This is a genomic window from Streptomyces sp. NPDC001401 (assembly GCF_042895385.1).
Taxonomy (GTDB): Bacteria; Actinomycetota; Actinomycetes; order Streptomycetales; family Streptomycetaceae; genus Streptomyces.
The window spans coordinates 46,629-70,666 of record NZ_JBIAWI010000019.1; the positions used below are offsets into that span (position 1 = coordinate 46,629).

Sequence of the window (24,038 nt, forward strand, 5' to 3'; positions counted from 1 at the left end):
CTAGTCCGGCCCCATTCTGCCCTGACCGACATCAACCGACTCGGCCGCCCTCACCGGCAGTGGATAGGGCGGGGGAGTACCGCCGAATTCCGGGCAGTGCGCCTGGTGGTCGCACCAGCCGCAGAGCTTGGTGGGGCGCGGGCGCCAGTCCCCCGACTCCGTCGCCTGCCGGATCGCCTCCCACAGCGCGAGCAGCTTGCGCTCGACGCGCTCCAGGTCGGCGAGGACGGGGTCGTAGGTCAAAACGTCCCCGCTGCCGAGATACACGAGCTGCAGCCGCCTCGGCACGACGTTCTTCAAACGCCACACCACCAGGGCGTAGAACTTCATCTGGAACAGTGCGCCTTCGGCGTACTCGGGCCGGGGCGCCTTGCCCGTCTTGTAGTCGACGATCCGCACCTCGCCCGTGGGCGCCACATCGACCCGGTCGATGATCCCGCGCAGCATCAGCCCCGAGTCCAGCTCGGCCTGCACGAACAGCTCCCGCTCGGCCGGCTCGAGCCGGGTCGGATCCTCGAGAGTGAACCAGCGCTCGACGAGCTGCTCCGCCTCGCCGAGCCAGCGCGCCAGCCGCTCGCCCTCCGGATCGTCCTCGAACAGCTCCACCACCTCCGGCCGGGTCTCCCGCAGCCGGTCCCACTGCCCCGGGATCAGGGACTTGGCGCGCGGCGCGGTCCGCTCCGCGGCCGGGGCGTCGAAGAGCCGCTCCAGCACCGCATGCACCAGCGTGCCCCGGGTCGCCGCCTCGCTCGGCTTCTCGGGCAGCCGGTCGATGACGCGGAACCGGTAGAGCAGCGGGCACTGCATGAAGTCACTGGCGCGCGAGGGCGACAGACTGGCGGGGGCTATGGCGACGCGCGGGACCGTGCCCGCCGTGCCGACAACCGGCGCCGCTGCCGCCGGTTCCACCGCCACCGGCGCATCCGCCTGCGCCGTATCGCCGCTGGGGGCCTGAGCCCCGCCCTCCGCGCTCGTCTCCATGCCCCAGACCTTACGGCCCGCCACTGACAGTGACCCATCCGCGGCCGTGACAGCTGCGACGCCTGGGGAAATACAGGGGGTGCCGGGGCGGAACGCGTTGCGACGGCCGCATACCATCGACCCCAGACCCTTCCGCCCGGCAGGCGCGGAAGACGCTTCGAACGAGGGGACATCGTGGACGAGAGCGGCGGGAGCGGGCAGCCGCGGTCCGGCACCGACGAGCCGGCCGACCACCACGCAGGGTCTACGGCCCCGGACGCCCCTACACCCACCCCGGCCGACGAACAGCCCCCGACGGATGCCAGGAAGAACCCGGCACCGGACAACGGCACAGACGCTCCGACCTCCGGCGAGCGCGAAACCGAGCCCACCGCAAGCGACGCATCCGCCCCGGAAACGAGCCCCGCGGACAGCCCCGCAGCGAAAAGCCCGGCAGACGACCGCACCTTCGCCCACTCCGGCACCGCCAAGACCCGCCCGCCCAAACGCCCCCGGGAACCCGGCGGCCTCCTCATGGGCCGCCCCTTCGGCGTGCCCGTGTACGTCGCCCCCAGCTGGTTCCTCGTCGCCGCCCTGATCACCTGGGTCTTCGGCGGCCAGCTCGACCGCGTCCTGCCCGAACTCGGCGCCGCCCGCTACCTCGTCTCCCTCTTCTTCGCAGTCGCCTTCTACGCCTCCGTCCTCGTCCACGAACTGGCCCACACCGTCGCGGCCCTCCGCTTCAAGCTCCCCGTGCGCCGCATCCAGCTCCAGTTCTTCGGCGGCGTCTCCGAGATCGAGAAAGAGGCCGAGACCCCCGGCCGAGAATTCGTGCTGGCCTTTGTCGGCCCACTCCTCTCCCTCGTCCTCGCCGGCCTCTTCTACGTCGCCCTGCAGCCCGTCGAGCCCGGCACCGTCCCCGGCGTCCTGCTCGCCGGCCTGATGATCTCCAACCTCATCGTGGCCGCCTTCAACCTCCTGCCCGGCCTGCCCCTCGACGGCGGCCGCATGCTCCGCGCCGTCGTCTGGAAGATCACCGGCCGCCCGATGAGCGGCACCATCGCCGCCGCCTGGGTCGGCCGCGCCCTCGCCGTCTCCGTCCTCATCGGCCTCCCGCTGCTCACCCAGTCCGGAGCCCTCGGCACCACCGCCGAGGACAGCGTCGGCATGGACACCGTCACCGACGCCCTGCTCGCCGCGATCCTCGCCGCCATCATCTGGACCGGCGCCGGCAACAGCCTGCGCATGGCCCGGCTGCGCGAACACCTCCCCGAGCTGCGCGCCCGCAACCTCACCCGCCGTGCCGTCCCCGTCGAGACAGACACCCCCCTCTCCGAGGCACTGCGCCGCGCCAACGCCGCCGGCGCCCGCGCCCTCGTGGTCGTCGACCCCGACGGCAACCCCCTCTCCCTCGTCCGCGAGGCCGCCATCGTCGGCGTACCGGAACACCGCCGCCCCTGGGTCGCCGTCAGCGGCCTCGCCCAGGACCTCACGGACGGCATGCGCATCTCCGTGGAACTGGCGGGAGAGGACCTCCTCGACGTCCTGCGCGCCACCCCCGCAACCGAATACCTGGTGGTCGAGGAGACCGGCGAGATCTACGGCGTCCTGTCCGCCGCCGACGTCGAGCGCGCCTTCGTGAAGGCCATGGCCAGACCGTCCTAGTGGTCGGCGACCCCGCCAAACCCCGGTAGTCTGTTCACATGTCCGAACCGACCGGTGCCGCCCGCAGGCGCGGGCCCTTCAAGGTCGGGGACCAGGTTCAGCTGACCGACCCCAAGGGCCGCCACTACACGTTCACGCTCGAGGCCGGGAAGAACTTCCACACCCACAAGGGTTCCTTCCCGCACGACGAACTGATCGGTGCTCCCGAGGGCAGCGTTGTCCGCACCACCGGGAACGTCGCCTACCTCGCGCTGCGCCCCCTGCTCCCCGACTACGTCCTGTCCATGCCCCGCGGGGCAGCCGTTGTGTACCCGAAGGACGCGGGGCAGATCCTCGCCTTCGCCGACATCTTCCCCGGCGCACGCGTCGTCGAGGCCGGCGTCGGCTCCGGCTCGCTCAGCAGCTTCCTGCTGCGCGCCATCGGCGACCAGGGCATGCTGCACAGCTACGAGCGCCGCGAGGACTTCGCCGAGATCGCCCAGCAGAACGTCGAGCGCTACTTCGGCGGCCCGCACCCCGCCTGGCAGCTCACCGTCGGCGACCTCCAGGACAACCTGAGCGACACCGACGTCGACCGCGTCATCCTCGACATGCTCGCCCCCTGGGAGTGCCTGGAGGCCGTCTCCAAGGCGCTCGTCCCCGGCGGCATCCTCTGCTGCTACGTCGCCACCACCACCCAGCTCGCCAGGACCGTCGAGTCCATCCGCGAGATCGGCTCCTTCAACGAGCCGACCGCCTGGGAGACGATGATCCGCAACTGGCACATCGAGGGCCTCGCCGTCCGCCCCGACCACCGCATGATCGGCCACACCGGCTTCCTCCTCACCGCCCGCCGCCTCGCCGACGGCGTCGAGCCCCCCATGCGCCGCCGCCGCCCCGCCAAGGGCGCCTACGGCGAGGACTACGCCGGCCCCAACGCCGACGGAGGCACCGGCCGCTAGGGCGGTCCGTGCCGCACCCAACGAATGGGCGCTGCGGCCGAGTTCCCGGACACCATCCGCAACTCGGCCGCAGCGCCCTTCTGTTGACACCACGCCACAAACCGAACAAACCCGGCACGACCCATTCGAGGAACCGAACACCCCGCCGTTCCCCCGCACTGTGACGTGTGGCACGATGCAGGCCACCCCCACCGGCACAGCCCTCACAGGAGACACTCCTAGTGCAGCAATCCGCCGTCCCGGAACTGGCACACACGCACACCCGCCCGATCCACTGGGTCGCCACCGCCACAGCCGTCTCAGGCGTCATGGCCCTCTCCTCGCTCCTGCAGCCCAACTCGGCCACAGCAGCCCAGACGGCCGGCCCCCGGACGAAGACCGCCCACACGGCGACCGCGCCCAGCACCACGGGAGTCGACTTCCCCATCACCTGCGGCCCGGTGAAGGCAGTCGTACAGAAGAAGGCCACCGGAGACCTCGACGGCGACGGAAACCCCGAAACCGTGGCCGTGGTCCACTGCGACGCGCCCATGGGCACCCCGCCCGACGGCGTCTACGTCCTCACACACGCGACCGGCAGCAACAAACCCCGCGTGGTGGCCACCCTGCTCGACCCCAAGACCGGCGACACCGTCAGTGACTTCGCCGTACGCGACGGAGCCGTCCTCGCCACACTCCTCGGCTACTCGACGAACAACGTCCCCCGCTGCTGCCCCGACGTCACCGACAGCGCGAAGTGGCAGTGGAAGAACGGCGCGTTCATGCGCTCGACACCCGCCGGAGCACACAGCGTCTGAGCCGCGCAATAAAGCGTGTGAGATATCAGACAGCAGTAACAGGCAGTACCCGCCCGGTCACTCGGCGTCCGGCCCGTAGACCTCGACCCTGTCCGAAACCCGCCGCACATGGATGCACTCGCCCGGACACTCCTTCGCCGAGTCCACCACATCCGTGAGAAGCGGCAGCGGAACGGGCGTTGCAGCGCCCCTGGCCTGCAACAGCTCCTCGTCCGAGCCCTTCACATAGGCCAGCCCGTCGATGTCCAGCTCGAACACCTCGGGCGCGTACTGGGCGCAGATCCCGTCGCCGGTACACAGGTCCTGGTCGATCCAGACCTCCAGCGCCTCGCCGCCGACCGCGGCCTCCTGCTGCACGCTCATGTCTCCTGCCGTAGAGATGCCGAGCCGAACCGGGAATCCGGCCAGCTCTGACGGGTGTTGAACACTTCGACCCTACCTGTGGCGGCTTCCCAATCATGTTCGGTGGGTATTCCCCTGGCGTGAGGGAGAGCGCAAGGGTGAAGATCGGACACACCTCGACAGTCTTTGTGATCTAGGGGTTTCAATCGACACCCACCCAGGTAGGGTCTGGAAGCGTCCAGCTCCCCTTGGAGGAGGTGAGGACCGTGGCAGCCCACGACGACGACATGAACCGCGGCATCCGCCCGGGACGAGGGTCCGACGACCCGGCCGGGCAGATTGCCTACCTTGAGCAGGAGATCGCCGTCCTGCGACGCAAGCTCGCCGACTCTCCGCGACACACGAGGATTCTCGAAGAGCGGATCGTCGAGCTGCAGACCAACCTGGCCGGCGTGTCCGCCCAGAACGAGCGACTCGCCAACACGCTCCGTGAGGCCCGCGACCAGATCGTGGCCCTCAAGGAGGAAGTCGACCGGCTCGCACAGCCACCGGCCGGCTTCGGAGTCTTCCTCACGGCGAACGAGGACGGCACCGCCGACATCTTCACCGGCGGCCGCAAGCTCCGCGTGAACGTCAGCCCCAGCGTCGACCTCGAAGAGCTCCGGCGCGGCCAGGAAGTAATGCTCAACGAAGCGCTCAACGTGGTCGAGGCCATGGAGTACGAGCGCGTCGGCGACATCGTCACCCTCAAGGAAATCCTCGAGGACGGCGAACGAGCCCTGGTGCTCGGGCACACCGACGAGGAGCGGGTGGTACGGCTCGCCGAGCCACTGCTGGACGTCAACATCCGCCCCGGCGACGCCCTGCTGCTCGAACCCCGATCCGGCTATGTCTACGAGATCGTTCCCAAGAGCGAGGTCGAGGAACTCGTCCTCGAAGAGGTCCCCGACATCGGCTACGAGCAGATCGGCGGCCTCGGGGGCCAGATCGAGGCGATCCGCGACGCGGTCGAGCTGCCGTACCTCTACCCCGACCTTTTCAAGGAGCACGAACTGCGGCCGCCCAAGGGCGTCCTGCTCTACGGACCCCCCGGATGCGGAAAGACGCTCATCGCCAAGGCCGTCGCCAACTCGCTGGCCAAGAAGGTCGCCGAGGTCACCGGCCAGGCCGCCGGCAAGAGCTTCTTCCTCAACATCAAGGGCCCCGAGCTCCTGAACAAGTACGTCGGCGAGACCGAGCGGCAGATCCGCCTCGTCTTCCAGCGTGCCCGTGAGAAGGCCAGCGAGGGCACACCCGTCATCGTCTTCTTCGACGAGATGGAATCCCTCTTCCGCACCCGTGGCTCCGGTGTCAGCTCGGACGTGGAGAACACCATCGTCCCCCAGCTGCTCGCCGAGATCGACGGTGTCGAAGGCCTGCAGAACGTGGTCGTGATCGGCGCCTCCAACCGCGAGGACATGATCGACCCCGCCATCCTGCGCCCCGGCCGCCTGGATGTGAAGATCAAGATCGAGCGTCCCGACGCCGAAGCCGCCAAGGACATCTTCGGCAAGTACCTCACCGAACGCCTCCCGCTCCACGCCGACGACCTCGGCGAGCACGGCGGCAGCAAGACGACCACCGTCGAAAGCATGATCCAGACGGCCGTCGAGCACATGTACGCAGAATCCGAGGAGAACCGCTTCCTGGAGGTCACCTACGCCAACGGTGACAAGGAAGTCCTCTACTTCAAGGACTTCAACTCCGGCGCCATGATCGAGAACATCGTCGGCCGCGCCAAGAAGATGGCGATCAAGGACTTCCTCGACCACAACTCCAAGGGCCTCCGAGTCTCCCACCTCCTCCAGGCATGCGTGGACGAGTTCAAGGAGAACGAAGACCTGCCCAACACCACCAACCCGGACGACTGGGCCCGAATCTCCGGAAAGAAGGGCGAACGGATCGTCTACATCCGCACCCTCATCACCGGAAAGCAGGGCGCCGACACCGGACGCTCCATCGACACGGTGGCGAACACCGGTCAGTACCTGTAAAAGACAGGGCGGCTGCGGGTGCCCTCACCGGGTACCCGCAGCCCACTGTTTTTCAGGCCAAGACCGCAACAAGAGGCGCGCAAGGCAATGACGCAAATGATCTCCCCACCAGCGCAAAGCCGTTCTAGGCTCTTCGGTACCGCCGAGTCGCGCAGTGCGGGGACGGGCACCGCACACGCACCGGAGCGCCAGCGGTACTTGAGCAGCGTCCCCGACCGAGGGCGCCGCCGGGCAAGGAGGGCCGCATGACCGTACGGCGAGTAATGGGCATCGAGACGGAGTACGGCATCTCCGTCCCCGGCCACCCCAACGCCAATGCCATGCTCACCTCGTCCCAGATCGTCAACGCCTACGCGGCGGCGATGCACCGGGCCCGCCGGGCCCGCTGGGACTTCGAGGAGGAGAACCCGCTGCGGGACGCGCGAGGCTTCGACCTCGCCCGCGAGGCCGCCGACGCCAGCCAGCTCACCGACGAGGACATCGGCCTCGCCAACGTCATCCTCACCAACGGCGCACGACTCTACGTCGACCACGCACACCCGGAATACAGCGCTCCGGAGGTCACCAATCCGCGCGACGCCGTCCTCTGGGACAAGGCCGGCGAGCGCATCATGGCGGAGGCCGCCGAGCGGGCGGCCGCGCTCCCGGGCGCCCAGCCGATCCACCTCTACAAGAACAACACCGACAACAAGGGCGCCTCCTACGGCACGCACGAGAACTACCTGATGAAGCGGGAAACCCCCTTCTCCGACATCGTGCGCCACCTCACGCCCTTCTTCGTCTCCCGCCAGGTCGTCACCGGAGCAGGCCGCGTCGGCATCGGCCAGGACGGACACGAACACGGCTTCCAGCTCAGCCAGCGCGCCGACTACTTCGAGGTCGAGGTAGGCCTCGAGACAACCCTCAAGCGCCCGATCATCAACACCCGCGACGAGCCGCACGCCGACGCCGAGAAGTACCGCCGCCTGCACGTGATCATCGGCGACGCGAACCTCTCGGAGATCTCGACGTACCTCAAGCTGGGCACGACGGCGCTCGTCCTGTCCATGATCGAAGACGGCTTCATCGCCGTCGACCTGGCCGTGGACCAGCCCGTCCGCACCCTCCACCAGGTCTCCCACGACCCGACACTCAAGCGCCTGGTCACCCTCCGCAGCGGCCGCACACTCACCGCGGTCCAGCTCCAGATGGAGTACTTCGAACTCTCCCGCAAGTACGTCGAGGAGCGGTTCGGGGCGGATGCCGACGAGCAGACCAAGGACGTCCTGGCCCGCTGGGAAGACACCCTCAACCGCCTGGAGAACGACCCCATGAGCCTGGCCGGCGAGCTGGACTGGGTCGCCAAAAAGGAGCTCATGGAGGGCTACCGACGCCGCGACGGCCTCGACTGGGACGCCGCGAAGCTCCACCTCCTCGACCTCCAGTACGCCGACGTACGCCCCGAGAAGGGCCTCTACAACCGCCTCGCGGCCCGCGGCCGTATGAAGCGCCTGCTGGACGAGAACGAGGTCGAGCGGGCCCGTACAAAGCCCCCGGAGGACACTCGCGCCTATTTCCGCGGACGCTGCCTGGAGCAGTACGCGGACGACGTCGCGGCAGCCTCCTGGGACTCCGTGATCTTCGACCTCCCGGGCCGGGACTCGCTCCAGCGTGTCCCAACCCTGGAACCGCTTCGCGGAACGCGAAATCACGTCAAGGAACTCCTGGACCGCTGCCGCACGGCGGAAGACCTGGTCAGGGTGCTGTCCGGCGGCTGAGCGGGCCCACGTACCCGGGTCGCCGGGCAGGGTGGAATTTCTGGCGGCAGGGAATCATCGAGGTGGCCGCCGTACGTTGTAGGAACTGCGGGGCCGATGTCAGACCCTGCTTGTAGGGTCTGATCAAGAACGTCGAACCGAGCGGGGTGAGGGTTTATGGCGACCAAGGACACCGGCGGCGGACAGCAGAAGGCGACGCGCTCCACGGAGGAGGTCGAGGAGGCGCCCGAGGCGCAGGCATCCGAAGACCTCAAGGAGCGCCAGGAGAAGCTGAGCGACGACGTGGACTCCGTCCTGGACGAGATCGATGACGTCCTGGAGGAGAACGCAGAGGATTTCGTTCGGTCATTCGTTCAGAAAGGCGGCGAGTAACCTTCGATTCGAAGGTTACGGGGGGCGTCGAACTTGGCAAGCGAAGAGGGCGTGAAGCGTTGCGTGCGGTGCGGTGAGATCAAGCCGCACGCGGCCTTCGCTCGCAGGCGGTCCAACCTGGATGGCTTGCAGCGGCACTGTCGGGACTGTGCATCGGACTATCACCGGACGCGTCAGCAGAGCTTGGGGCGGAAGGTGCGACCCAAGGTAGAGGTGCCAGAGGGGCACAAGCTCTGCCTGAAGTGCGGTGAGGTCAAGCCGTGGAGCGAGTGGCACCGCAATGCAACGGCCTCGGATGGGTTGTCGACGCGCTGCAAGGCGTGTCGGGCCGCCGAGGGCCGCGCGGGCCATCTGAAGCGCCAGTACGGCATGACGGAAGCCGAGCGTGAGGAGATGGTTGCGGCTCAGATGGGTCTCTGTGTGATCTGTCTGAAGGCCCCAGCCATTCATGTGGATCACTGCCACAAGACGGGTAGGGTCCGAGGCGTACTGTGCTTCAACTGCAATTCGGCCATCGGCAAGTTGGGAGATGACCCCGACGCTGTCCGTCGGGCCGCCGCTTACTTGGAAGGAATCGCGTGGAAGCCAACACTCGTAGCACCGGGCGTCTACCAGCTGCCTTCCTGACGCCTGGGTCGTCGTCCTTCATGGACTTTCTGTCCGAGCACCAGCCGGAGATGCTTCCGGGCAACCGGCAGCTGCTCCCGACGCAGGGTGTGATCGAGGCGCCGCACGGCACCACGATCGTGGCCGTGACGTTCCCGGGTGGTGTCGTGCTCGCCGGTGACCGTCGCGCCACCATGGGCAACGTCATCGCCCAGCGCGATATCGAGAAGGTCTTCCCGGCCGACGAGTACTCGGCGGTGGGCATCGCCGGTGCGGCCGGCCTGGCCGTGGAGATGGTCAAGCTGTTCCAGCTCGAGCTGGAGCACTTCGAGAAGGTCGAGGGGGCGCAGCTCTCGCTGGAGGGCAAGGCGAACCGGCTGTCGACCATGATCCGTTCCAACCTGGGCATGGCCATGCAGGGGCTGGCCGTGGTTCCCCTTTTCGCGGGGTATGACGTGGACCGCGAGAGGGGCCGTATCTTCTCCTACGACGTGACGGGCGGCCGCTCCGAGGAGCACAACTTCGCTGCCACCGGTTCCGGCTCGATCTTCGCGCGCGGTGCCATGAAGAAGCTCTTCCATGACGCGCTGACCGAGGACGAGGCCACGACCCTCGTGGTCCAGGCCCTCTACGACGCGGCAGACGACGACTCGGCGACCGGTGGTCCCGATGTCGCCCGCCGGATCTACCCGATCGTCACCGTGATCACCGAGGACGGATTCCGCCGGCTCACCGACGACGAGTCCTCCGAGATCGCCCGCTCGATCCTGGAGCGGCGTCTGGAGCAGCCCGACGGTCCGCGGGCTGCGCTGCTCTAGCCGACGGCCTGTCTTATCAAGGTGATCCAGTGACTTCGACAGAAAGGGACGGATAACCGGTGTCGACGCCGTTCTATGTCTCACCCCAGCAGGCCATGGCCGACCGGGCGGAGTACGCCCGCAAGGGCATCGCCCGTGGCCGCAGCCTGGTCGTGCTGCAGTATGCCGACGGCATCGTGTTCGTCGGCGAGAACCCGTCCCGTGCGCTGCACAAGTTCAGCGAGATCTATGACCGGATCGGCTTTGCGGCCGCCGGTAAGTACAACGAGTACGAGAACCTCCGGATCGGCGGTGTGCGGTATGCCGATCTTCGTGGTTACACCTATGACCGTGACGACGTGACCGCTCGTGGTCTCGCCAACGTCTATGCCCAGACGCTGGGCACGATCTTCTCCAGTGCGGCCGAGAAGCCGTACGAGGTGGAGCTGGTCGTTGCGGAGGTCGGTGAGACGCCCGAGGGTGACCAGATCTATCGGCTGCCGCACGACGGGTCGATCGTGGACGAGCATGGCTCGGTCGCGGTCGGTGGCAACGCCGAGCAGATCAGCACCTATCTCGATCAGCAGCACCGTGAGGGCATGTCTCTCGCCGAGGGGCTGAAGCTGGCCGTCCAGGCTCTGTCCCGTGACACGAATGGCACGCAGCGGGAGATTCCCGCCGAGCGTCTGGAGGTCGCGGTGCTGGACCGTACGCGTCCGCAGGCGCGGAAGTTCAAGCGGATCGTGGGCCGCCAGCTGTCCCGGCTTCTGGAGGCTGATGGAGCGGCCACGGAGGCCGAGAGCAGCTCGGAGGAGGGCTCGGACGAGGAGTAGTCCGCCTCACCCCGCTCCTTGGGTGCCCCGGTCGTCGATGCGGCCGGGGCACAGGGCGTTCAGGGGGCGCCTGGCGGCGCTGTGGAGCCCCGTACGACCAAGTCGACGGGGATGTCGCCCGCGTCCGGGGTGCGGCCTTCCAGGACGGCCAGCAGGGCTCGCATGCCGTGTTCGCCGAAGAGTTCGGCGTCGAGGCGTACGGTCGTGAGTTCGGGGTCGAGGGCGGTGGCGAGGGCGAGGTCGTCGAGGCCGGTGACGGAGATGTCGTCGGGGATGCGCAGGCCCAGGCGGCGGGCTGCTTTGTAGGCGCCGGCCGCGAGTTTGTCGTCGTCGCAGACCAGGGCCGTGGGTCGGGGGCCCGGCGCGGACAGGGCTGCCTCGGCGGCGGCCAGTGCGCCCTCGATGGAGATCGGTGCCCGGGTCGTCCGTACCGACGTGCCCGGGACGGCGCCGACCCGGGCGGTCAGTTCACGCGCGCGTGCCTCGAAGGTCCAGGACGCCACGTCTGCCGCCAGGTGCAGGAAGCGCCGGTGGCCCAGGCCCAGCAGGTGGTCGGCGACCTGACGGACGCCGTCCGCGATGTCCAGGTTCACCGTCGCCGCGCCCAGGCTGCCCCCGGGGTCGCTGTCGAGCATCACCAGGGGCAGCTGGTCGCCGCGGATGGCGGTGAGGGCGTCGGCGGCCATGGAGGAGGCGATGACGCCGTCCAGGGCGGCTTGGGCGGAGGCGAAGGGGTCTCGGGCGGGGCCGATGCCTTCGGGGGAGGGGTAGAGGACCACGCCGAAGCCGTGGTCGGCGGCGACGCGGGCTGCGCCTGTGTAGACGCCTGCGAAGAACTCCGTCGTCAGTGCCGGGACCACGAGGAGCACGGTCCGGGTGCGGCCGAGGCGGAGGTTGCGGGCGGCGAGGTTGGGCCGGTAGCCGAGGTCGCGGGCGGCTTCGCGTACGCGTTCGGCGGTGGCCTCGGAGACCCGGCCGCGCCATTTGTCGCCGAGTACCAGGGAGACGGCGGCCTGGGAGACGCCGGCGGCCTGGGCGACGTCACGGCTGGTGGGGCGGGTGCTGCCTGGTGCCACCGTGGGCCTGCTCCTTCGTCTGGACTCGTGAACAGCGCACATGGTACGTATGAGAGCGGACGTTATACGTAAAACTTCCGGCGACGGTCCGGGTGAGGGGGAGCGGACATGGCTGCGGGATACGTGGAGATCCTCAGGACCAGGCACGCCGGGCGTCTGCTCGCCGGCACGCTCGTGGGCCGGCTGCCGTGTGCCGTCGCCGCGATCGCGATTGTGCTGTTCGTGCGGGCTGAGGGCGGCACGTACAGCCTGGCCGGCGGGCTTGCCGCGGTGTACGGGGTGGCCAATGCCGTGGGGCAGCCGCTGCTGGGGCGGCTTGTGGACCTGTACGGGCAGCCGCGTGTCCAGCTGCCTGCGGCGCTCGGCTCCGCGCTCGCCATGTCCGCCTTCGCCTTCGCCGGCATCGATCCGCTGGCGCTCGCGTACGCGTGCGTGGCGCTCTCGGGGCTCTTCACGCCGCCCCTGGAGGGCGGTCTGCGCGCGCTGTGGTCCTCGGTGCTGCGCAGCGAGGGTCAGGTGCAGACGGCGTATGCGATGGATGCCGTCGCCCAGGAAGTCATGTTCACCGTCGGCCCGTTGCTGGTGACCCTGTGCGTGTCGCTGTGGTCGGCGCAGGCGGCGCTGGTGCTCGTCAACGTCATCGGTGTGCTGGGTGCCCTGTCGGTGGTGGTGTCGCCGCCCTCGCGCGCGTGGCGTTCGGCGCCGCGCGAGGCGCACTGGCTGGGTGCGCTGCGCTCGCCCGGACTGCTCGTCCTGCTCGGTGCGTTCCTGGCCGTGGGGATTGCGCTCGGCTCCATCGCGGTCGCGGCTGTGGCCTACGCCGACGGCCACGGCGGGGATGCGGTGTACGGCTGGCTGATGGCGGCCGTCGGCCTCGGCGCGCTCGTGGGGGGTACGGCGTACGGGGCGCGGCAGTGGAGCGGTGCGCCGGAGCGGCGACTGCGGGTGCTGGTGGCATTTCTGGCGGTGTGTTACCTGCCGCTCACGCTGACGCCGGGTCCGGTGGCGATGACGGCGCTCACGGCCGTCGCCGGGCTCTTCCTTGCGCCGTGTCTCGCCTGTGCGTTCGTCCTCGTCGACCGGCACGCGCCGCGTGGCACGGTCACCGAGGCGTTCTCCTGGATTGTGACGACGTTCACGGTGGGTTCCTCGGTGGGAACGGGCCTGGCGGGCCCGGTCGTCGAGTGGGGCGGGGCGGTGTGGGGCTTCGCCGTGCCGGGTGCCGCGGGGGCCGTGTCGTTGCTGGTTCTGCTGGCCACCGGGCGGGTCCTTGCAGCTCCCGCAGGGCGTGCGGTGGTTGCGGCTTCATCGGAAAATGATCCAAACCGTGCCGTCGAACCCCGTTTCAGGTCAGGGGATCGGGCGTAATGTTCAGTCATGGACCGCCGCATTTTCGGGCTGGAGAACGAGTACGGCGTCACGTGTACGTTCAGGGGACAGCGCCGCCTGTCTCCCGACGAGGTGGCGCGGTACCTCTTCCGCCGTGTCGTGTCATGGGGCCGCAGCAGCAATGTCTTTCTGCGAAACGGCGCCCGCCTCTATCTCGACGTGGGCTCACATCCGGAATACGCGACACCCGAGTGTGACAACGTGACCGAACTGGTCACCCACGACAAAGCGGGCGAGCGCATTCTCGAAGGACTCCTGGTGGACGCCGAACGACGCCTGCACGAGGAGGGAATCGCGGGCGACGTCTACCTCTTCAAGAACAACACCGACTCGGCGGGCAACTCCTACGGCTGTCACGAGAACTATCTCGTCGCACGCCATGGGGAGTTCTCCCGGCTCGCGGACATCCTCATTCCGTTCCTCGTCACGAGGCAGCTTCTGTGCGGCGCCGGCAAGGTGCTGCAGACGCCGCGGGGCGCGGTGTACTGCGTCAGTCAGCGGGCCGAGCACATCTGGGAGGGCGTCTCCTCGGCGACGACCCGCTCGAGGCCCATCATCAACACCCGCGACGAACCGCATGCGGACGCCGAGCGCTATCGCCGCCTGCATGTCATCGTGGGCGACTCGAACATGTCCGAGACGACCATGCTGCTCAAGGTCGGAGCGACCGATCTGGTGCTGCGCATGATCGAGGCGGGCACGGTGATGCGGGATCTGACCCTGGAGAACCCGATCCGGGCGATCCGTGAGGTCAGCCACGACATCACGGGCCGGCGCAAGGTGCGCCTGGCCAGCGGCCGCGAGGCCTCCGCCCTTGAGGTGCAGCGCGAGTACTACGAGAAAGCCGTGGACTTCTGCGAGCGTCGCGGCATCCGTACCGGCACCGTCGAACAGGTCCTGGAGCTGTGGGGCCGCACGCTGGACTCGATCGAGGCCGAGGACCTCGACCGGATCGGCACCGAGATCGACTGGGTGATGAAGTACAAGCTCATCGAGCGGTACCGGGCCAAGCACAACATGACCATGTCGCATCCGAGGGTCGCGCAGATAGACCTCGCCTACCACGACATTCACCGCCGTCGTGGGCTGTACTACCTGCTCGAGAGGAAGGGTCAAGCAGCACGGATCTGCAACGACTTGAAGATCTTCGAGGGCAAGTCCGTTCCCCCGCAGACCACTCGGGCCCGGCTGCGCGGTGACTTCATTCGCAGGGCCCAGGAACAGCGCCGGGACTTCACGGTCGACTGGGTCCATCTGAAGCTCAACGACCAGGCGCAGCGCACGGTGTTGTGCAAGGACCCGTTCCGTTCGGTGGACGACCGGGTGGAGAAGCTGATCGCAGGAATGTGAGCAATGTGAACAACGCGTTCCGGTGATAGGCCGGAACGCAACACGGGCGCCGTACGTTTCCCGTACGGCGCCCTTCTCACGCCGTAGAGTTGCGCGCACGCCATCCACAAGATCGACCGATACGAGGCTTTTACCGTGCGCCGACGCTCCCTTCTCACCGCCGTACCCGCAGGACTGGTCACGCTCGCCGCATGCGGCTCGGACAAGTCCGACTCGAGCAAGGCCGAAGCGAGTCCGTCGCCCTCCGCATCGGCCACGTCCGCCGCGCCGCCGCCGAAGATCGTCGAGGGGCCGCTGCCGGCGATCACGGCGGGCACGAAGTTCGGTGAGAAGCCGACCGTCGCCAAGGGCACCGGCGACCCCTCGAAGAACCTCGCGGTCAAGACGCTGATTGCGGGCGGAGGCAAGACGGTCGCGGAGAACGACTATGTCCAGGCCCACTACCTGGGCCAGATCTGGAACACGGCGAAGGTCTTCGACAACTCCTACGACCGCAAGACGCCTCTGATCATCCAGCTCGCCCAGGGCAGCATCATTGACGGCTGGCGGTACGGGCTGACGGGCAAGAAGACCGGCAGCCGCGTTCAGATGGCGGTTCCGCCCACGTGGGCGTACGGCACCTCGGGGAACTCGCAGGCGGGCATCAAGGGTACCGACACGCTGGTGTTCGTGGTGGATGTGCAGGCCACGTTCAACGCGAAGAGCTCCGCCAAGGGGACGGAGGTGGCGCAGAAGGACGCCGCGCTGCCCAAGGTCGGCACCAACACCGACGGTGCGGCGCCGTCCATCGACATCCCCAAGAAGGCCGCGCCCACCAAGCTGGTGGCGACGTACATCATCGAGGGCGACGGCGCTGTGGTCGGAGCGCAGGACAGCGTGCTTGTGCAGTACAAGGGCGTGTTCTGGGACTCGGGCAAGGTGTTCGACTCGACGTACGACCGCAAGGCGCTGCAGTCGTTCGGGATCCAGCAGGTCGTGAAGGGCTGGGGGCAGGGCCTGACCGGCAAGAAGGTCGGCAGCCGGGTCCTCATTGTCATCCCGCCGAAGCTGGGCTACGGCGACAAGCCGCCGGCCAACAGCGGCATCAAGAAGGACTCGGTGATGGTCTTCTCGGTCGACATCCTGGCCAAGATGTAACTGCCCGGTGATGTAAGACTGTGCGTGTTGCCTTTCCGCAGACAAGCAGGAGCTAGAGACGTGAGCATCGAGAAGCCCGAGATCGACTTCCCGGGCGGCGAGCCCCCGGCGGACCTCGAGATCAAGGACATCTGGGAGGGCGACGGCGCTGTTGCGCAGGCGGGCCAGACCGTCACCGTCCACTACGTGGGCGTTGCCTTCAGCACCGGTGAGGAGTTCGACGCCAGCTGGAACCGCGGGACGCCGTTCCGCTTCCCGCTCGGTGGCGGCCGTGTCATCAAGGGCTGGGACCAGGGCGTGCAGGGCATGAAGGTCGGCGGCCGCCGCCAGCTGACCATCCCTGCCCACCTCGCCTACGGCAACCAGAGCCCGACGCCGGCGATCAAGCCGGGCGAGACCCTGATCTTCGTGGTCGACCTCGTCGCCGTCTGATCGTCGGTTCCGACCGGACCCGATCACCTGGGGCCCATGCCTGTCCGGGCATGGGCCCTCGGCTTTTGCCGCGCCACCTGGGGGCGGTACGGTCAACGTCGTCAAGCACCATAGGGAGGCGAAGGGCGTCGATGGCCATTGCCAAGGCCGAGCGGCTGATGAACCTGGCGCTGTGTCTGCTCGGGACGCGGCGGCCGCTCAGCAAGCGCGAGCTGCGTGAGTCCATCGAGGCGTATCTGGAAGCCAACTCGGACGACTCCTTCAGCCGGATGTTCGAGCGCGACAAGGACGATCTGCGCGAACTCGGCCTGGTCATCGAGACCGTTGAGAACCTCGACGGCGAGATGGGCTACCTCGCCCGCCGCGACAGCAACCGCCTCCCGCCCATCACCCTCGACGCCGAGGAGGCCGCCGCGCTGGGGCTCGCCGCCAAGGTGTGGCAGCAGGCCCGGCTGGCGGGCGCGGCCAGCGGCGCCCTGCAGAAGCTGCGCGCGGCCGGGCTGCCGGAGGACGTCGACCCGTACGAGGTCCACGGCGCCCTGGAGCCGCGTATCCCCGTGCACGAGGTCGCGTTCGAGCCGCTGATGCTGGCCTGCCGGGACCGCCGCCCGGTCGTCTTCGACTACCGCAAGGCCACCGCAGCCCACCCCGAGCCCCGGCATGTGGAGCCGTGGGCGCTGGAGTGCTGGCGCGGCCACTGGTACCTGGCCGGCTGGGACCGTGACCGCGGTGCCGAACGGGTCTTCCGGCTGTCGCGGATCACCGGCAAGGTGCGCAGCCGCAGCGGGCCGTTCACCGCCGAGGTGCCGGATGTGGTCACCGTCCGGGAGACCGTGGCGGGCTGGGCGGGGGAGACCGCCGACCGCTCCGCGCTGATCCGGCTGCGTTCCGGGTCGGGGTACCCCCTGCGGGCGAGGGCCACCGCGGTGCGGGAACTCGGCGACGGCTGGGACGAGTTGGAGATTCCGTACGGGCACGGGCTGGATGCCTGGCTGGTGGAGTTCGGGCCGGACGTGGTGGTGCTGGAGCCGGCCGAGCTGCGCGCGGACGTGGTGGACCGGCTGCGTGCCGTGGCCAAGGGCTGAGGGGGAGCGAGCAGGTGGCAGGCAAACCGGTCAGGCCCGTGAACGCCATCGACCAGACCCGGCGGATGCTCTCCCTGGTGACGTATCTCAAGGAGCGCCCCGGAGCCCGGGTCGAGGACGTCGCGCGCGCCTTCGGCATCACCGAGGACGAGCTGGTCTCCGACCTGGACGTGCTGCCCATGTGCGGCACCAGCTTCCGTGGCGGCGACCTGCTCGACATCGATACCGACGGCGAGCGCATCTGGTGGCACAACCCCGCTGCCCTCGGCGAAGAAACAGCGGAGCCGCTGCGGCTGGCCGCCGACGAGGCGACCGCGCTGCTGGTGGCCGCCCGCGCGGTGTCCACGCTGCCCGGGCTGCGGGAGAGCGACCGGCAGGCGCTGCTGAGGGCCAACGCCAAGCTGGAGGCCGCGGCCGGCGAGGCGGCCGGCGCCAGCTCCCGGCTGTCGGTGACCTTCGAGTCCGAGGGCGGCGTCTTCGCCGACGTCGACCGTGCGATCTCCGAGCGGCGCCGCCTGTGGATCCGCTACTACTCGCCCGCACGCGACGAGCTCACCGAGCGCGAGATCGACCCCATCCGGCTGGTCAGCGTCGGGCACACGTACGTGGAGGCCTGGTGCCGCCGCTCCGAGGCGCGCCGCACCTTCCGGCTCGACCGGGTCGCCGAGATCAGGATCCTGGACGAGCCGTCCGCGCCGCCCGAGATCGAGCTCAGGGACCTGTCGGAGGCGCTGGTGCAGCCCGCCGCGGAGGACCCCGAGGTCGTCGTTGAGGTCGGCCCCGGCGGCCGCTGGGTCGCCGAGTACTACCCGCACGACAGTGCGGATGAGCTTCCGGACGGCGGGCTGCGTATCACCCTGCGGACCCCTGACCCGACGTCCCTGCGGCGGCTGGCGCTGCGGCTCGGCCGTGACGGCCGGATCGTCTCGCCGCCCGAGCTGGCCGACAGCGCCCGCCGGGCGGCCCGTGAGGCGCTGGCGGCGTACGACGGGGTCGAGGCGCAGGGGGCGCACGGAGGGCATGCGGTTCACGACGGGTAGTCCGACAGGCGGGAGTGCGCTGGAGGGGGCGCCGGCCCAGGGGCCCCGGAGGCGAACGACCTAGGGAAGAGGAGCAGGGGCTTTGAGCGAGTCGTCGGTGTCTGGCGCGGGGGGCATGTCGGTGGCGGCCGCCTTCGCCGGGATGAGAAGCGTGTCCCGGGTGACGTTCAGGGCGGGCTGCCCGGACTGCCGCGGCAGCTTCGAGCTCGCCGCCGCAGCCCTGCGCCTCGCGATCGGCGCCACGAGCCGCACCACCTTCTACTCCTTCACCTGCCCCGACTGCGGCGCCTCGGTCCGCAAGCCGGCAGGAGAGCGGATTGTCGAGCTGCTGACCGGCGGCGGGGTCCGGACCTTGCGGCTGCACTCCGCGGTCTAGTGGCGCTGCGGCAGGCCCTGTTTCCGTTTGTTCTTGCGGTGGCCGACGTGGTCCTGGGGGCTGTCATTACAGCGTGCGGGAGGCCGGCAGCTACCGCCCCGTGATCTCTTGCGGGGGGTTGTCGGGGCGCGGACCGTCTAGGCTCGGCGTCATGTTCTGGCCGATGTTCGCGGTAGCCGTGGGTTTTCTGGGTCTCGCCGTCCTCGGAGTGTTCGCTGTGCGTGTGTTCGTCGAGGCGCAGCGCCTCGGCAGGCAGGTCACGGACTCCGCGCGCCGTATCAACAGAGCCGCCGAGGACCTCGAGCGGGCGGCCGTGAGTACGGCCCGCGCTGTGGACTCCCTCTGAGCGCCGCTGTGCAAGGCGTGTGAGTCCTGCGCTTCAGGCGGTTTGGGTCACTTCGACCTGTCACCGGGACCGCCCTGGCGGGTACGCTGCTGGTCGCGGCCCGGAGAACGAGGCCCGGACCGCGGACCGGGAGTACGCACGGGGATTGCCTCACGTTTACCCCTGAGCGTTACGATCGCTGGCAGCACGGTCGATCGGACACTTGTCCGACCGGTCGGACAGCATCCCACCCCCAAGCCGCCTCGGTGAGAAGGTAAAACTTATGTTCGGAAGGCTCGGCGCCCCCGAGATCATTCTCATCCTCATCGTCGTCGTTCTGCTTTTCGGCGCGAAGAAGCTTCCCGACATGGCGCGCTCGCTCGGCAAGTCCGCTCGCATCCTCAAGAGCGAGGCCAAGGCGATGAAGGAAGAGGGCAGCAGCACGGCCACTCCGGCCGGCCCGCCCAACACCGACGAGCAGCCCCCGGCTCAGCGCACCATCCAGGCCTCGCCCGGCGACGTGACGAGCTCGCGCCCGGTCAGCGAGCCGACGGACACCACCAAGCGCTGACGCAGGGCCGGAGACTTCCGGCCTGCCGCACGAGATGAGGACGTGGGTTGCTCAAGTCTGCCCGCAAGAAGGAGAAGGATCCCGAGGGGCGGATGCCGCTCGTGGATCACCTTCGTGAGCTCCGCAACCGGCTCGCGAAGGGCATGCTGGCCATCACGGTCGTATCCGTGGTGGCTGCCTTTTACAGCCAGGAGCTGATGAACTTCCTCATAGACCCTGTGCCGCGGTGCACGACGGGTCTGGGCGAGTCCACCGGAGGCACCTGCGCTGTCATCGCGTACACCGACTTGCTGTCCCCCTTCACCACCACGGTGAAGGTGTGCTTCATGGCGGGCGCCGTCCTCTCCAGCCCGGTCTGGCTCTACCAGCTCTGGGCGTTCGTGGCACCGGGCCTGCACAAGCACGAGCGGAAGTACACGTACTGGTTCGTGTCGGCCGCCGTTCCGCTCTTCCTGGGCGGTGCCTGGCTCGCCTACACGATCCTGCCCATCAGCATGCGGGTGCTCCTGGGGATCACGCCCCAGGGCTCGGCGAACATCCTGCCGATGGACAAGGTCCTGGACTTCATCGTCCGGATGATCCTGATCTTCGGCGGCGCCTTCGAGCTGCCCCTGGTGCTGGTCATGCTCAACTTCGCGGGCATGGTGACCGGCCGCAGGATGGTCAGCTGGTGGCGTGGCGTCGTCATGGGCGTCTTCGTCTTCGGAGCGGTGGCGACTCCCACCACCGACCCCTTCGGCATGATCGCGCTGGCCGGGCCCATCGTGGTCCTGTACTTCATCGCCGTCGGCGTCGCCATGCTGAACGACCGGCGCCGGCAGCGTGCCAATCCGGACGCCGAGCTGGACGACGACGAGGCGTCGGACCTCGACCTGACGCCGGAACCCGTCGGCGAAGTCGAGCGCGTGTCGGCGAGGCCGGCCGTGCCCGAGCAGGCCAACGGGAGCGTCAACGGCTACGACGACGTCACCTGAGCACCACCACGAGGCGGGCGGCATGAGCGAGGGCCGGACGGAAGACCCGTCCGGCCCTTGTGCTGTGCCCGGCGAGGGGCCCGGAACGGATAATGATCGTCCTGTTGTCAGTGCGGCCCGGTACGCTCGAAAGCACGATGACAGAGGACCTCTCCCCGGCTGAGCGGTACGCGGCTGCCCGCAGGCGCGCTGCCGAGCAGGCCACCGCGCTCGCCCCCTTCCGCGAGATGTACGACTTCGGCCTCGACCCGTTCCAGATAGAGGCCTGCCAGGCACTCGAAGCGGGCAAGGGCGTGCTGGTCGCCGCGCCCACCGGCTCCGGCAAGACGATCGTGGGCGAGTTCGCCGTCCACCTCGCCCTGACACAGGGCAAGAAGTGCTTCTACACGACACCCATCAAGGCGCTGTCGAACCAGAAGTACGCCGACCTGTGCCGTCGTTACGGCGACGGCATGGTCGGGCTGCTCACCGGCGACAACAGCATCAACCCCGACGCCCCGGTGGTCGTGATGACCACCGAGGTGCTGCGGAACATGCTGTACGCGGGCTCGCAGACCCTCCTCGGCCTCGGCTACGTGGTCATGGACGAGGTGCACTACCTCTCCGACCGCTTCCGCGGTGCCGTATGGGAAGAGGTGATCATCCACCTGCCCGAGTCGGTCACCCTCGTCTCGCTGTCGGCGACGGTCTCCAACGCCGAGGAGTTCGGCGACTGGCTCGACACGGTCCGCGGCGACACCGAGGTGATCGTCTCCGAGCACCGGCCCGTGCCGCTGTTCCAGCACGTGCTCGCCGGGCGGCGGATGTACGACCTGTTCGAGGAGGGCGAGGGCAACAAGAAGGCCGTCAACCCCGACCTCACACGCCTGGCCCGCATGGAGGCACAGCGGCCGTCGTACCAGGACCGCAGACGCGGCCGGGCGATGCGCGAGGCCGACCGGGAGCGGGAGCGCAGACAGCGGTCGCGGGTGTGGACCCCAGGGCGCCCCGAGGTCATCGAGCGGCTCGACGCCGAGGGCCTGCTGCCCGCCATCACCTTCATCTTCAGCCGCGCCGCCTGCGAGGCCGCCGTACAGCAGTGTCTGTACGCCGGGCTTCGGCTCAACGACGACGAGGCGCGCGGCAAGGTGCGTGCCCTCGTCGAGGAGCGCACCGCCGCCATCCCGACCGAGGACCTGCACGTCCTCGGGTACTACGAGTGGCTGGAGGGCCTGGAGCGCGGTATCGCGGCCCACCACGCGGGCATGCTGCCGACGTTCAAGGAGGTCGTCGAGGAGCTGTTCGTCCGCGGTCTGGTGAAGGCTGTCTTCGCGACCGAGACACTGGCGCTCGGCATCAACATGCCCGCGCGTTCGGTGGTGCTGGAGAAGCTCGTCAAGTGGAACGGCGAGCAGCACGCGGACATCACCCCGGGTGAGTACACGCAGTTGACGGGGCGTGCGGGGCGGCGCGGTATCGACGTCGAGGGTCATGCCGTCGTGCTGTGGCAGCGCGGGATCAGCCCCGAGCATCTGGCCGGACTGGCCGGTACGCGTACGTATCCGCTGCGCTCCAGCTTCAAGCCGTCGTACAACATGGCGGTCAACCTGGTCGAGCAGTTCGGGCGGCACCGCTCGCGCGAGCTCCTCGAGACCTCCTTCGCGCAGTTCCAGGCCGACAAGTCGGTCGTCGGGATCTCCCGGCAGGTGCAGCGCAACGAGGAGGGGCTCGAGGGCTACAAGGCCTCCATGACCTGCCACTTGGGCGACTTCGAGGAGTACGCGCGGCTGCGCCGCGAGCTCAAGGACCGGGAGACCGAGCTGGCCCGGCAGGGTGCGGCCGAGCGGCGTGCCGAGGCCGCCGTCGCGCTGGAGAGGCTCAAGCCGGGTGACGTCATCCATGTGCCGACAGGCAAGTACGCCGGTCTGGCGCTGGTGCTGGATCCCGGGCTGCCGGCCGGGCGTTCCAACGGCCACCGGGGCTTCGAGCACCACGACGGGCCGCGTCCGCTGGTCCTGACCGCGGAGCGGCAGGTCAAGCGGCTGGCGTCGATGGACTTCCCGGTGCCGGTCGAGGCGCTGGAGCGGATGCGGATTCCGAAGTCCTTCAACCCGCGGTCGCCGCAGTCGCGTCGGGACCTCGCGTCCGCGTTGCGTACCAAGGCCGGGCACATTCCGCCGGAGCGAGCCCGGAAGAAGCGTTCCCAGGCGGCCGACGACCGTGAGATCGCGCGCCTGCGGACCGCTATTCGTGCGCACTCCTGTCATGGGTGCAACGAGCGTGAGGACCACGCGCGTTGGGCGGAGCGGTATCACCGGCTGCTGCGGGACACATCGCAGCTGGAGCGTCGTATCGAGGGCCGGACGAACACGATCGCGCGGACGTTTGACCGGATCGTGGCGCTGCTGACCGAGCTGGACTACCTGCGGGGTGACGAGGTCACCGAGCACGGCAAGCGGCTGGCGCGGCTGTACGGCGAGCTCGACCTGCTGGCCAGTGAGTGCCTGCGGGCCGGTGTCTGGGACGGGCTCGGCCCTGCCGAACTGGCCGCCTGCGTCTCGGCGTTGGTGTACGAGGCACGGGTGGGTGACGACGCCATGGCGCCGAAGCTGCCCTCCGGCAAGGCGAAGGCCGCGCTCGGCGAGATGGTGCGGATCTGGGGGCGGCTGGACGCCCTGGAGGAGGACTTCCGGATCACCCAGACCGAGGGCGTGGGACAGCGGGAACCGGACCTCGGGTTCGCCTGGGCCGCATACATGTGGGCCGACGGCAAGGGGCTCGACGAGGTGCTGCGGGAGGCCGAGATGCCGGCCGGGGACTTCGTGCGGTGGTGCAAGCAGGTCATCGACGTGCTCGGGCAGATCTCGGCTGCGGCACCCGTGTCCGGCGGGCAGAGTTCGACGGTCGCGAAGAACGCGCGCAAGGCGGTCGATCTGCTGCTGCGGGGTGTGGTGGCCTACTCGTCGGTGGGGTGATTGTCGTCGGGCGGGCGCGCGTGCGGATCAGGCGATGGAGTCGCGTATTGATGCAGCCCCGCGTCCCTGATGCCTGCGGCGCAGCTGCGGCTTTGGTGGGGTGCGGGTAGCGCCTGCGGGTGTGTTGTGGGGCGGGGCCGCGCCGGGGGGTGTCCGTCCTCGGTCGGGCGGTGCTGTCCGGTGGGGCTGTGCTCGGGGGTGGACGCCCGCCGCTGCGGGCGGACAC

Annotated in this window: 23 protein-coding genes; 20 read left to right on the plus strand and 3 right to left on the minus strand. The window is 69.0% G+C overall.

Going from position 1 to position 24,038, the window contains the following annotated elements:
- Positions 1-981 carry a RecB family exonuclease gene (locus tag ACFY10_RS42855; RefSeq protein WP_390670764.1) on the minus strand — a complete coding sequence of 327 codons (981 nt, stop codon included), beginning with the start codon at positions 979-981 and terminating at the stop codon, positions 1-3.
- 174 nt (positions 982-1,155) lie between these two features.
- Between ACFY10_RS42855 and ACFY10_RS42860 the strand changes: the two genes are divergently transcribed.
- The 3 genes from ACFY10_RS42860 to ACFY10_RS42870 all read left to right on the plus strand — a co-directional run bounded on the left by ACFY10_RS42860 (position 1,156) and on the right by ACFY10_RS42870 (position 4,363).
- Positions 1,156-2,625: a site-2 protease family protein gene (locus ACFY10_RS42860; protein WP_390670765.1), complete on the plus strand. Its 1,470-nt coding sequence runs from the start codon at positions 1,156-1,158 to the stop codon at positions 2,623-2,625.
- A 38-nt stretch (positions 2,626-2,663) separates the two neighbouring features.
- Positions 2,664-3,566 (plus strand): tRNA (adenine-N1)-methyltransferase, encoded by a 903-nt coding sequence (locus tag ACFY10_RS42865; protein WP_079663364.1) that lies wholly within the window; start codon positions 2,664-2,666, stop codon positions 3,564-3,566.
- A 221-nt stretch (positions 3,567-3,787) separates the two neighbouring features.
- Positions 3,788-4,363: a hypothetical protein gene (locus ACFY10_RS42870; protein ID WP_390670766.1), complete on the plus strand. Its 576-nt coding sequence runs from the start codon at positions 3,788-3,790 to the stop codon at positions 4,361-4,363.
- 57 nt (positions 4,364-4,420) lie between these two features.
- Here the strand turns inward: ACFY10_RS42870 and ACFY10_RS42875 are convergent, their stop codons facing one another.
- A complete protein-coding gene (locus tag ACFY10_RS42875; protein WP_390670767.1) occupies positions 4,421-4,726 on the minus strand; it encodes a ferredoxin in 306 nt (101 codons plus the stop codon).
- A gap of 245 nt (positions 4,727-4,971) precedes the next feature.
- On the opposite strand from ACFY10_RS42875, the gene arc reads away from it, so the two are divergent.
- From arc to prcA, 6 genes are all read left to right on the plus strand, one after another.
- Positions 4,972-6,738, plus strand: coding sequence for a proteasome ATPase (gene arc / locus ACFY10_RS42880; protein WP_390670768.1), 1,767 nt, complete (start codon positions 4,972-4,974; stop codon positions 6,736-6,738).
- A 245-nt stretch (positions 6,739-6,983) separates the two neighbouring features.
- The gene (gene dop / locus ACFY10_RS42885; protein WP_390670769.1) at positions 6,984-8,495 is read left to right on the plus strand and encodes a depupylase/deamidase Dop; all 1,512 of its coding nucleotides are present in this window, start codon (positions 6,984-6,986) and stop codon (positions 8,493-8,495) included.
- A 156-nt stretch (positions 8,496-8,651) separates the two neighbouring features.
- Positions 8,652-8,867, plus strand: coding sequence for a ubiquitin-like protein Pup (locus tag ACFY10_RS42890; protein ID WP_123544333.1), 216 nt, complete (start codon positions 8,652-8,654; stop codon positions 8,865-8,867).
- Between the two features lie 33 nt (positions 8,868-8,900).
- A complete protein-coding gene (locus tag ACFY10_RS42895; RefSeq protein WP_390670770.1) occupies positions 8,901-9,494 on the plus strand; it encodes an endonuclease VII domain-containing protein in 594 nt (197 codons plus the stop codon).
- Positions 9,446-10,291, plus strand: a complete 846-nt coding sequence (prcB, locus tag ACFY10_RS42900) for a proteasome subunit beta (protein ID WP_390670771.1) — start codon at positions 9,446-9,448, stop codon at positions 10,289-10,291. Before ACFY10_RS42895 ends, prcB begins: the two co-directional genes overlap by 49 nt.
- A gap of 59 nt (positions 10,292-10,350) precedes the next feature.
- Entirely contained in the window at positions 10,351-11,103 is a 753-nt protein-coding gene (gene prcA, locus ACFY10_RS42905) for a proteasome subunit alpha (protein ID WP_390670773.1), read from the plus strand.
- Between the two features lie 59 nt (positions 11,104-11,162).
- On the opposite strand, the gene ACFY10_RS42910 is transcribed toward prcA, so the two are convergent.
- Positions 11,163-12,179, minus strand: a complete 1,017-nt coding sequence (locus ACFY10_RS42910; RefSeq protein ID WP_390670774.1) for a LacI family DNA-binding transcriptional regulator — start codon at positions 12,177-12,179, stop codon at positions 11,163-11,165.
- 108 nt (positions 12,180-12,287) lie between these two features.
- Here ACFY10_RS42910 and ACFY10_RS42915 point away from each other — a divergent pair, with 108 nt between their 5' ends.
- The 11 genes from ACFY10_RS42915 (at position 12,288) to ACFY10_RS42965 (ending at position 23,812) form a co-directional block, all read left to right on the plus strand.
- Positions 12,288-13,547: an MFS transporter gene (locus ACFY10_RS42915; protein WP_390670775.1), complete on the plus strand. Its 1,260-nt coding sequence runs from the start codon at positions 12,288-12,290 to the stop codon at positions 13,545-13,547.
- 9 nt (positions 13,548-13,556) lie between these two features.
- Positions 13,557-14,918, plus strand: coding sequence for a Pup--protein ligase (gene pafA / locus ACFY10_RS42920; RefSeq protein ID WP_127181046.1), 1,362 nt, complete (start codon positions 13,557-13,559; stop codon positions 14,916-14,918).
- A gap of 135 nt (positions 14,919-15,053) precedes the next feature.
- A complete protein-coding gene (locus tag ACFY10_RS42925) occupies positions 15,054-16,055 on the plus strand; it encodes an FKBP-type peptidyl-prolyl cis-trans isomerase (RefSeq protein ID WP_390670776.1) in 1,002 nt (333 codons plus the stop codon).
- A 60-nt stretch (positions 16,056-16,115) separates the two neighbouring features.
- A complete protein-coding gene (locus ACFY10_RS42930; RefSeq protein WP_232654253.1) occupies positions 16,116-16,487 on the plus strand; it encodes an FKBP-type peptidyl-prolyl cis-trans isomerase in 372 nt (123 codons plus the stop codon).
- A gap of 131 nt (positions 16,488-16,618) precedes the next feature.
- Complete coding sequence (locus ACFY10_RS42935) at positions 16,619-17,572, plus strand: helix-turn-helix transcriptional regulator (protein WP_390670777.1); 954 nt, start codon at positions 16,619-16,621, stop codon at positions 17,570-17,572.
- 14 nt (positions 17,573-17,586) lie between these two features.
- Positions 17,587-18,612 carry a helix-turn-helix transcriptional regulator gene (locus tag ACFY10_RS42940; RefSeq protein ID WP_390670778.1) on the plus strand — a complete coding sequence of 342 codons (1,026 nt, stop codon included), beginning with the start codon at positions 17,587-17,589 and terminating at the stop codon, positions 18,610-18,612.
- Between the two features lie 82 nt (positions 18,613-18,694).
- On the plus strand, positions 18,695-18,988 hold the full coding sequence (locus ACFY10_RS42945; RefSeq protein WP_390670779.1) for a hypothetical protein: 294 nt from the start codon (positions 18,695-18,697) through the stop codon (positions 18,986-18,988).
- Positions 18,989-19,139: 151 nt separating this feature from the next.
- Positions 19,140-19,334 carry a hypothetical protein gene (locus ACFY10_RS42950; protein ID WP_099927625.1) on the plus strand — a complete coding sequence of 65 codons (195 nt, stop codon included), beginning with the start codon at positions 19,140-19,142 and terminating at the stop codon, positions 19,332-19,334.
- Positions 19,335-19,596: 262 nt separating this feature from the next.
- On the plus strand, positions 19,597-19,884 hold the full coding sequence (gene tatA, locus ACFY10_RS42955; RefSeq protein ID WP_390670780.1) for a Sec-independent protein translocase subunit TatA: 288 nt from the start codon (positions 19,597-19,599) through the stop codon (positions 19,882-19,884).
- Between the two features lie 92 nt (positions 19,885-19,976).
- Positions 19,977-20,858, plus strand: coding sequence for a twin-arginine translocase subunit TatC (gene tatC, locus ACFY10_RS42960; protein WP_390670930.1), 882 nt, complete (start codon positions 19,977-19,979; stop codon positions 20,856-20,858).
- A gap of 92 nt (positions 20,859-20,950) precedes the next feature.
- Positions 20,951-23,812, plus strand: coding sequence for a DEAD/DEAH box helicase (locus ACFY10_RS42965; RefSeq protein ID WP_390670781.1), 2,862 nt, complete (start codon positions 20,951-20,953; stop codon positions 23,810-23,812).
- The last annotated feature ends 226 nt before the right edge of the window (positions 23,813-24,038 follow it).

What these genes read in the sequence shown, in the direction of transcription:
- ACFY10_RS42915 (WP_390670775.1), top strand. Translation starts at nt 12,288, where the DNA reads ATGGCTGCGGGATACGTGGAGATCCTCAGGACCAGGCACGCCGGGCGT.
- ACFY10_RS42890 (WP_123544333.1), top strand. Translation starts at nt 8,652, where the DNA reads ATGGCGACCAAGGACACCGGCGGCGGACAGCAGAAGGCGACGCGCTCC.
- ACFY10_RS42855 (WP_390670764.1), bottom strand. Translation starts at nt 981, where the DNA reads ATGGAGACGAGCGCGGAGGGCGGGGCTCAGGCCCCCAGCGGCGATACG.
- ACFY10_RS42875 (WP_390670767.1), bottom strand. Translation starts at nt 4,726, where the DNA reads ATGAGCGTGCAGCAGGAGGCCGCGGTCGGCGGCGAGGCGCTGGAGGTC.
- ACFY10_RS42935 (WP_390670777.1), top strand. Translation starts at nt 16,619, where the DNA reads ATGGCCATTGCCAAGGCCGAGCGGCTGATGAACCTGGCGCTGTGTCTG.
- ACFY10_RS42965 (WP_390670781.1), top strand. Translation starts at nt 20,951, where the DNA reads ATGATCGTCCTGTTGTCAGTGCGGCCCGGTACGCTCGAAAGCACGATG.
- tatA (WP_390670780.1), top strand. Translation starts at nt 19,597, where the DNA reads ATGTTCGGAAGGCTCGGCGCCCCCGAGATCATTCTCATCCTCATCGTC.
- ACFY10_RS42950 (WP_099927625.1), top strand. Translation starts at nt 19,140, where the DNA reads ATGTTCTGGCCGATGTTCGCGGTAGCCGTGGGTTTTCTGGGTCTCGCC.
- tatC (WP_390670930.1), top strand. Translation starts at nt 19,977, where the DNA reads ATGCCGCTCGTGGATCACCTTCGTGAGCTCCGCAACCGGCTCGCGAAG.
- ACFY10_RS42865 (WP_079663364.1), top strand. Translation starts at nt 2,664, where the DNA reads ATGTCCGAACCGACCGGTGCCGCCCGCAGGCGCGGGCCCTTCAAGGTC.
- dop (WP_390670769.1), top strand. Translation starts at nt 6,984, where the DNA reads ATGACCGTACGGCGAGTAATGGGCATCGAGACGGAGTACGGCATCTCC.
- pafA (WP_127181046.1), top strand. Translation starts at nt 13,557, where the DNA reads ATGGACCGCCGCATTTTCGGGCTGGAGAACGAGTACGGCGTCACGTGT.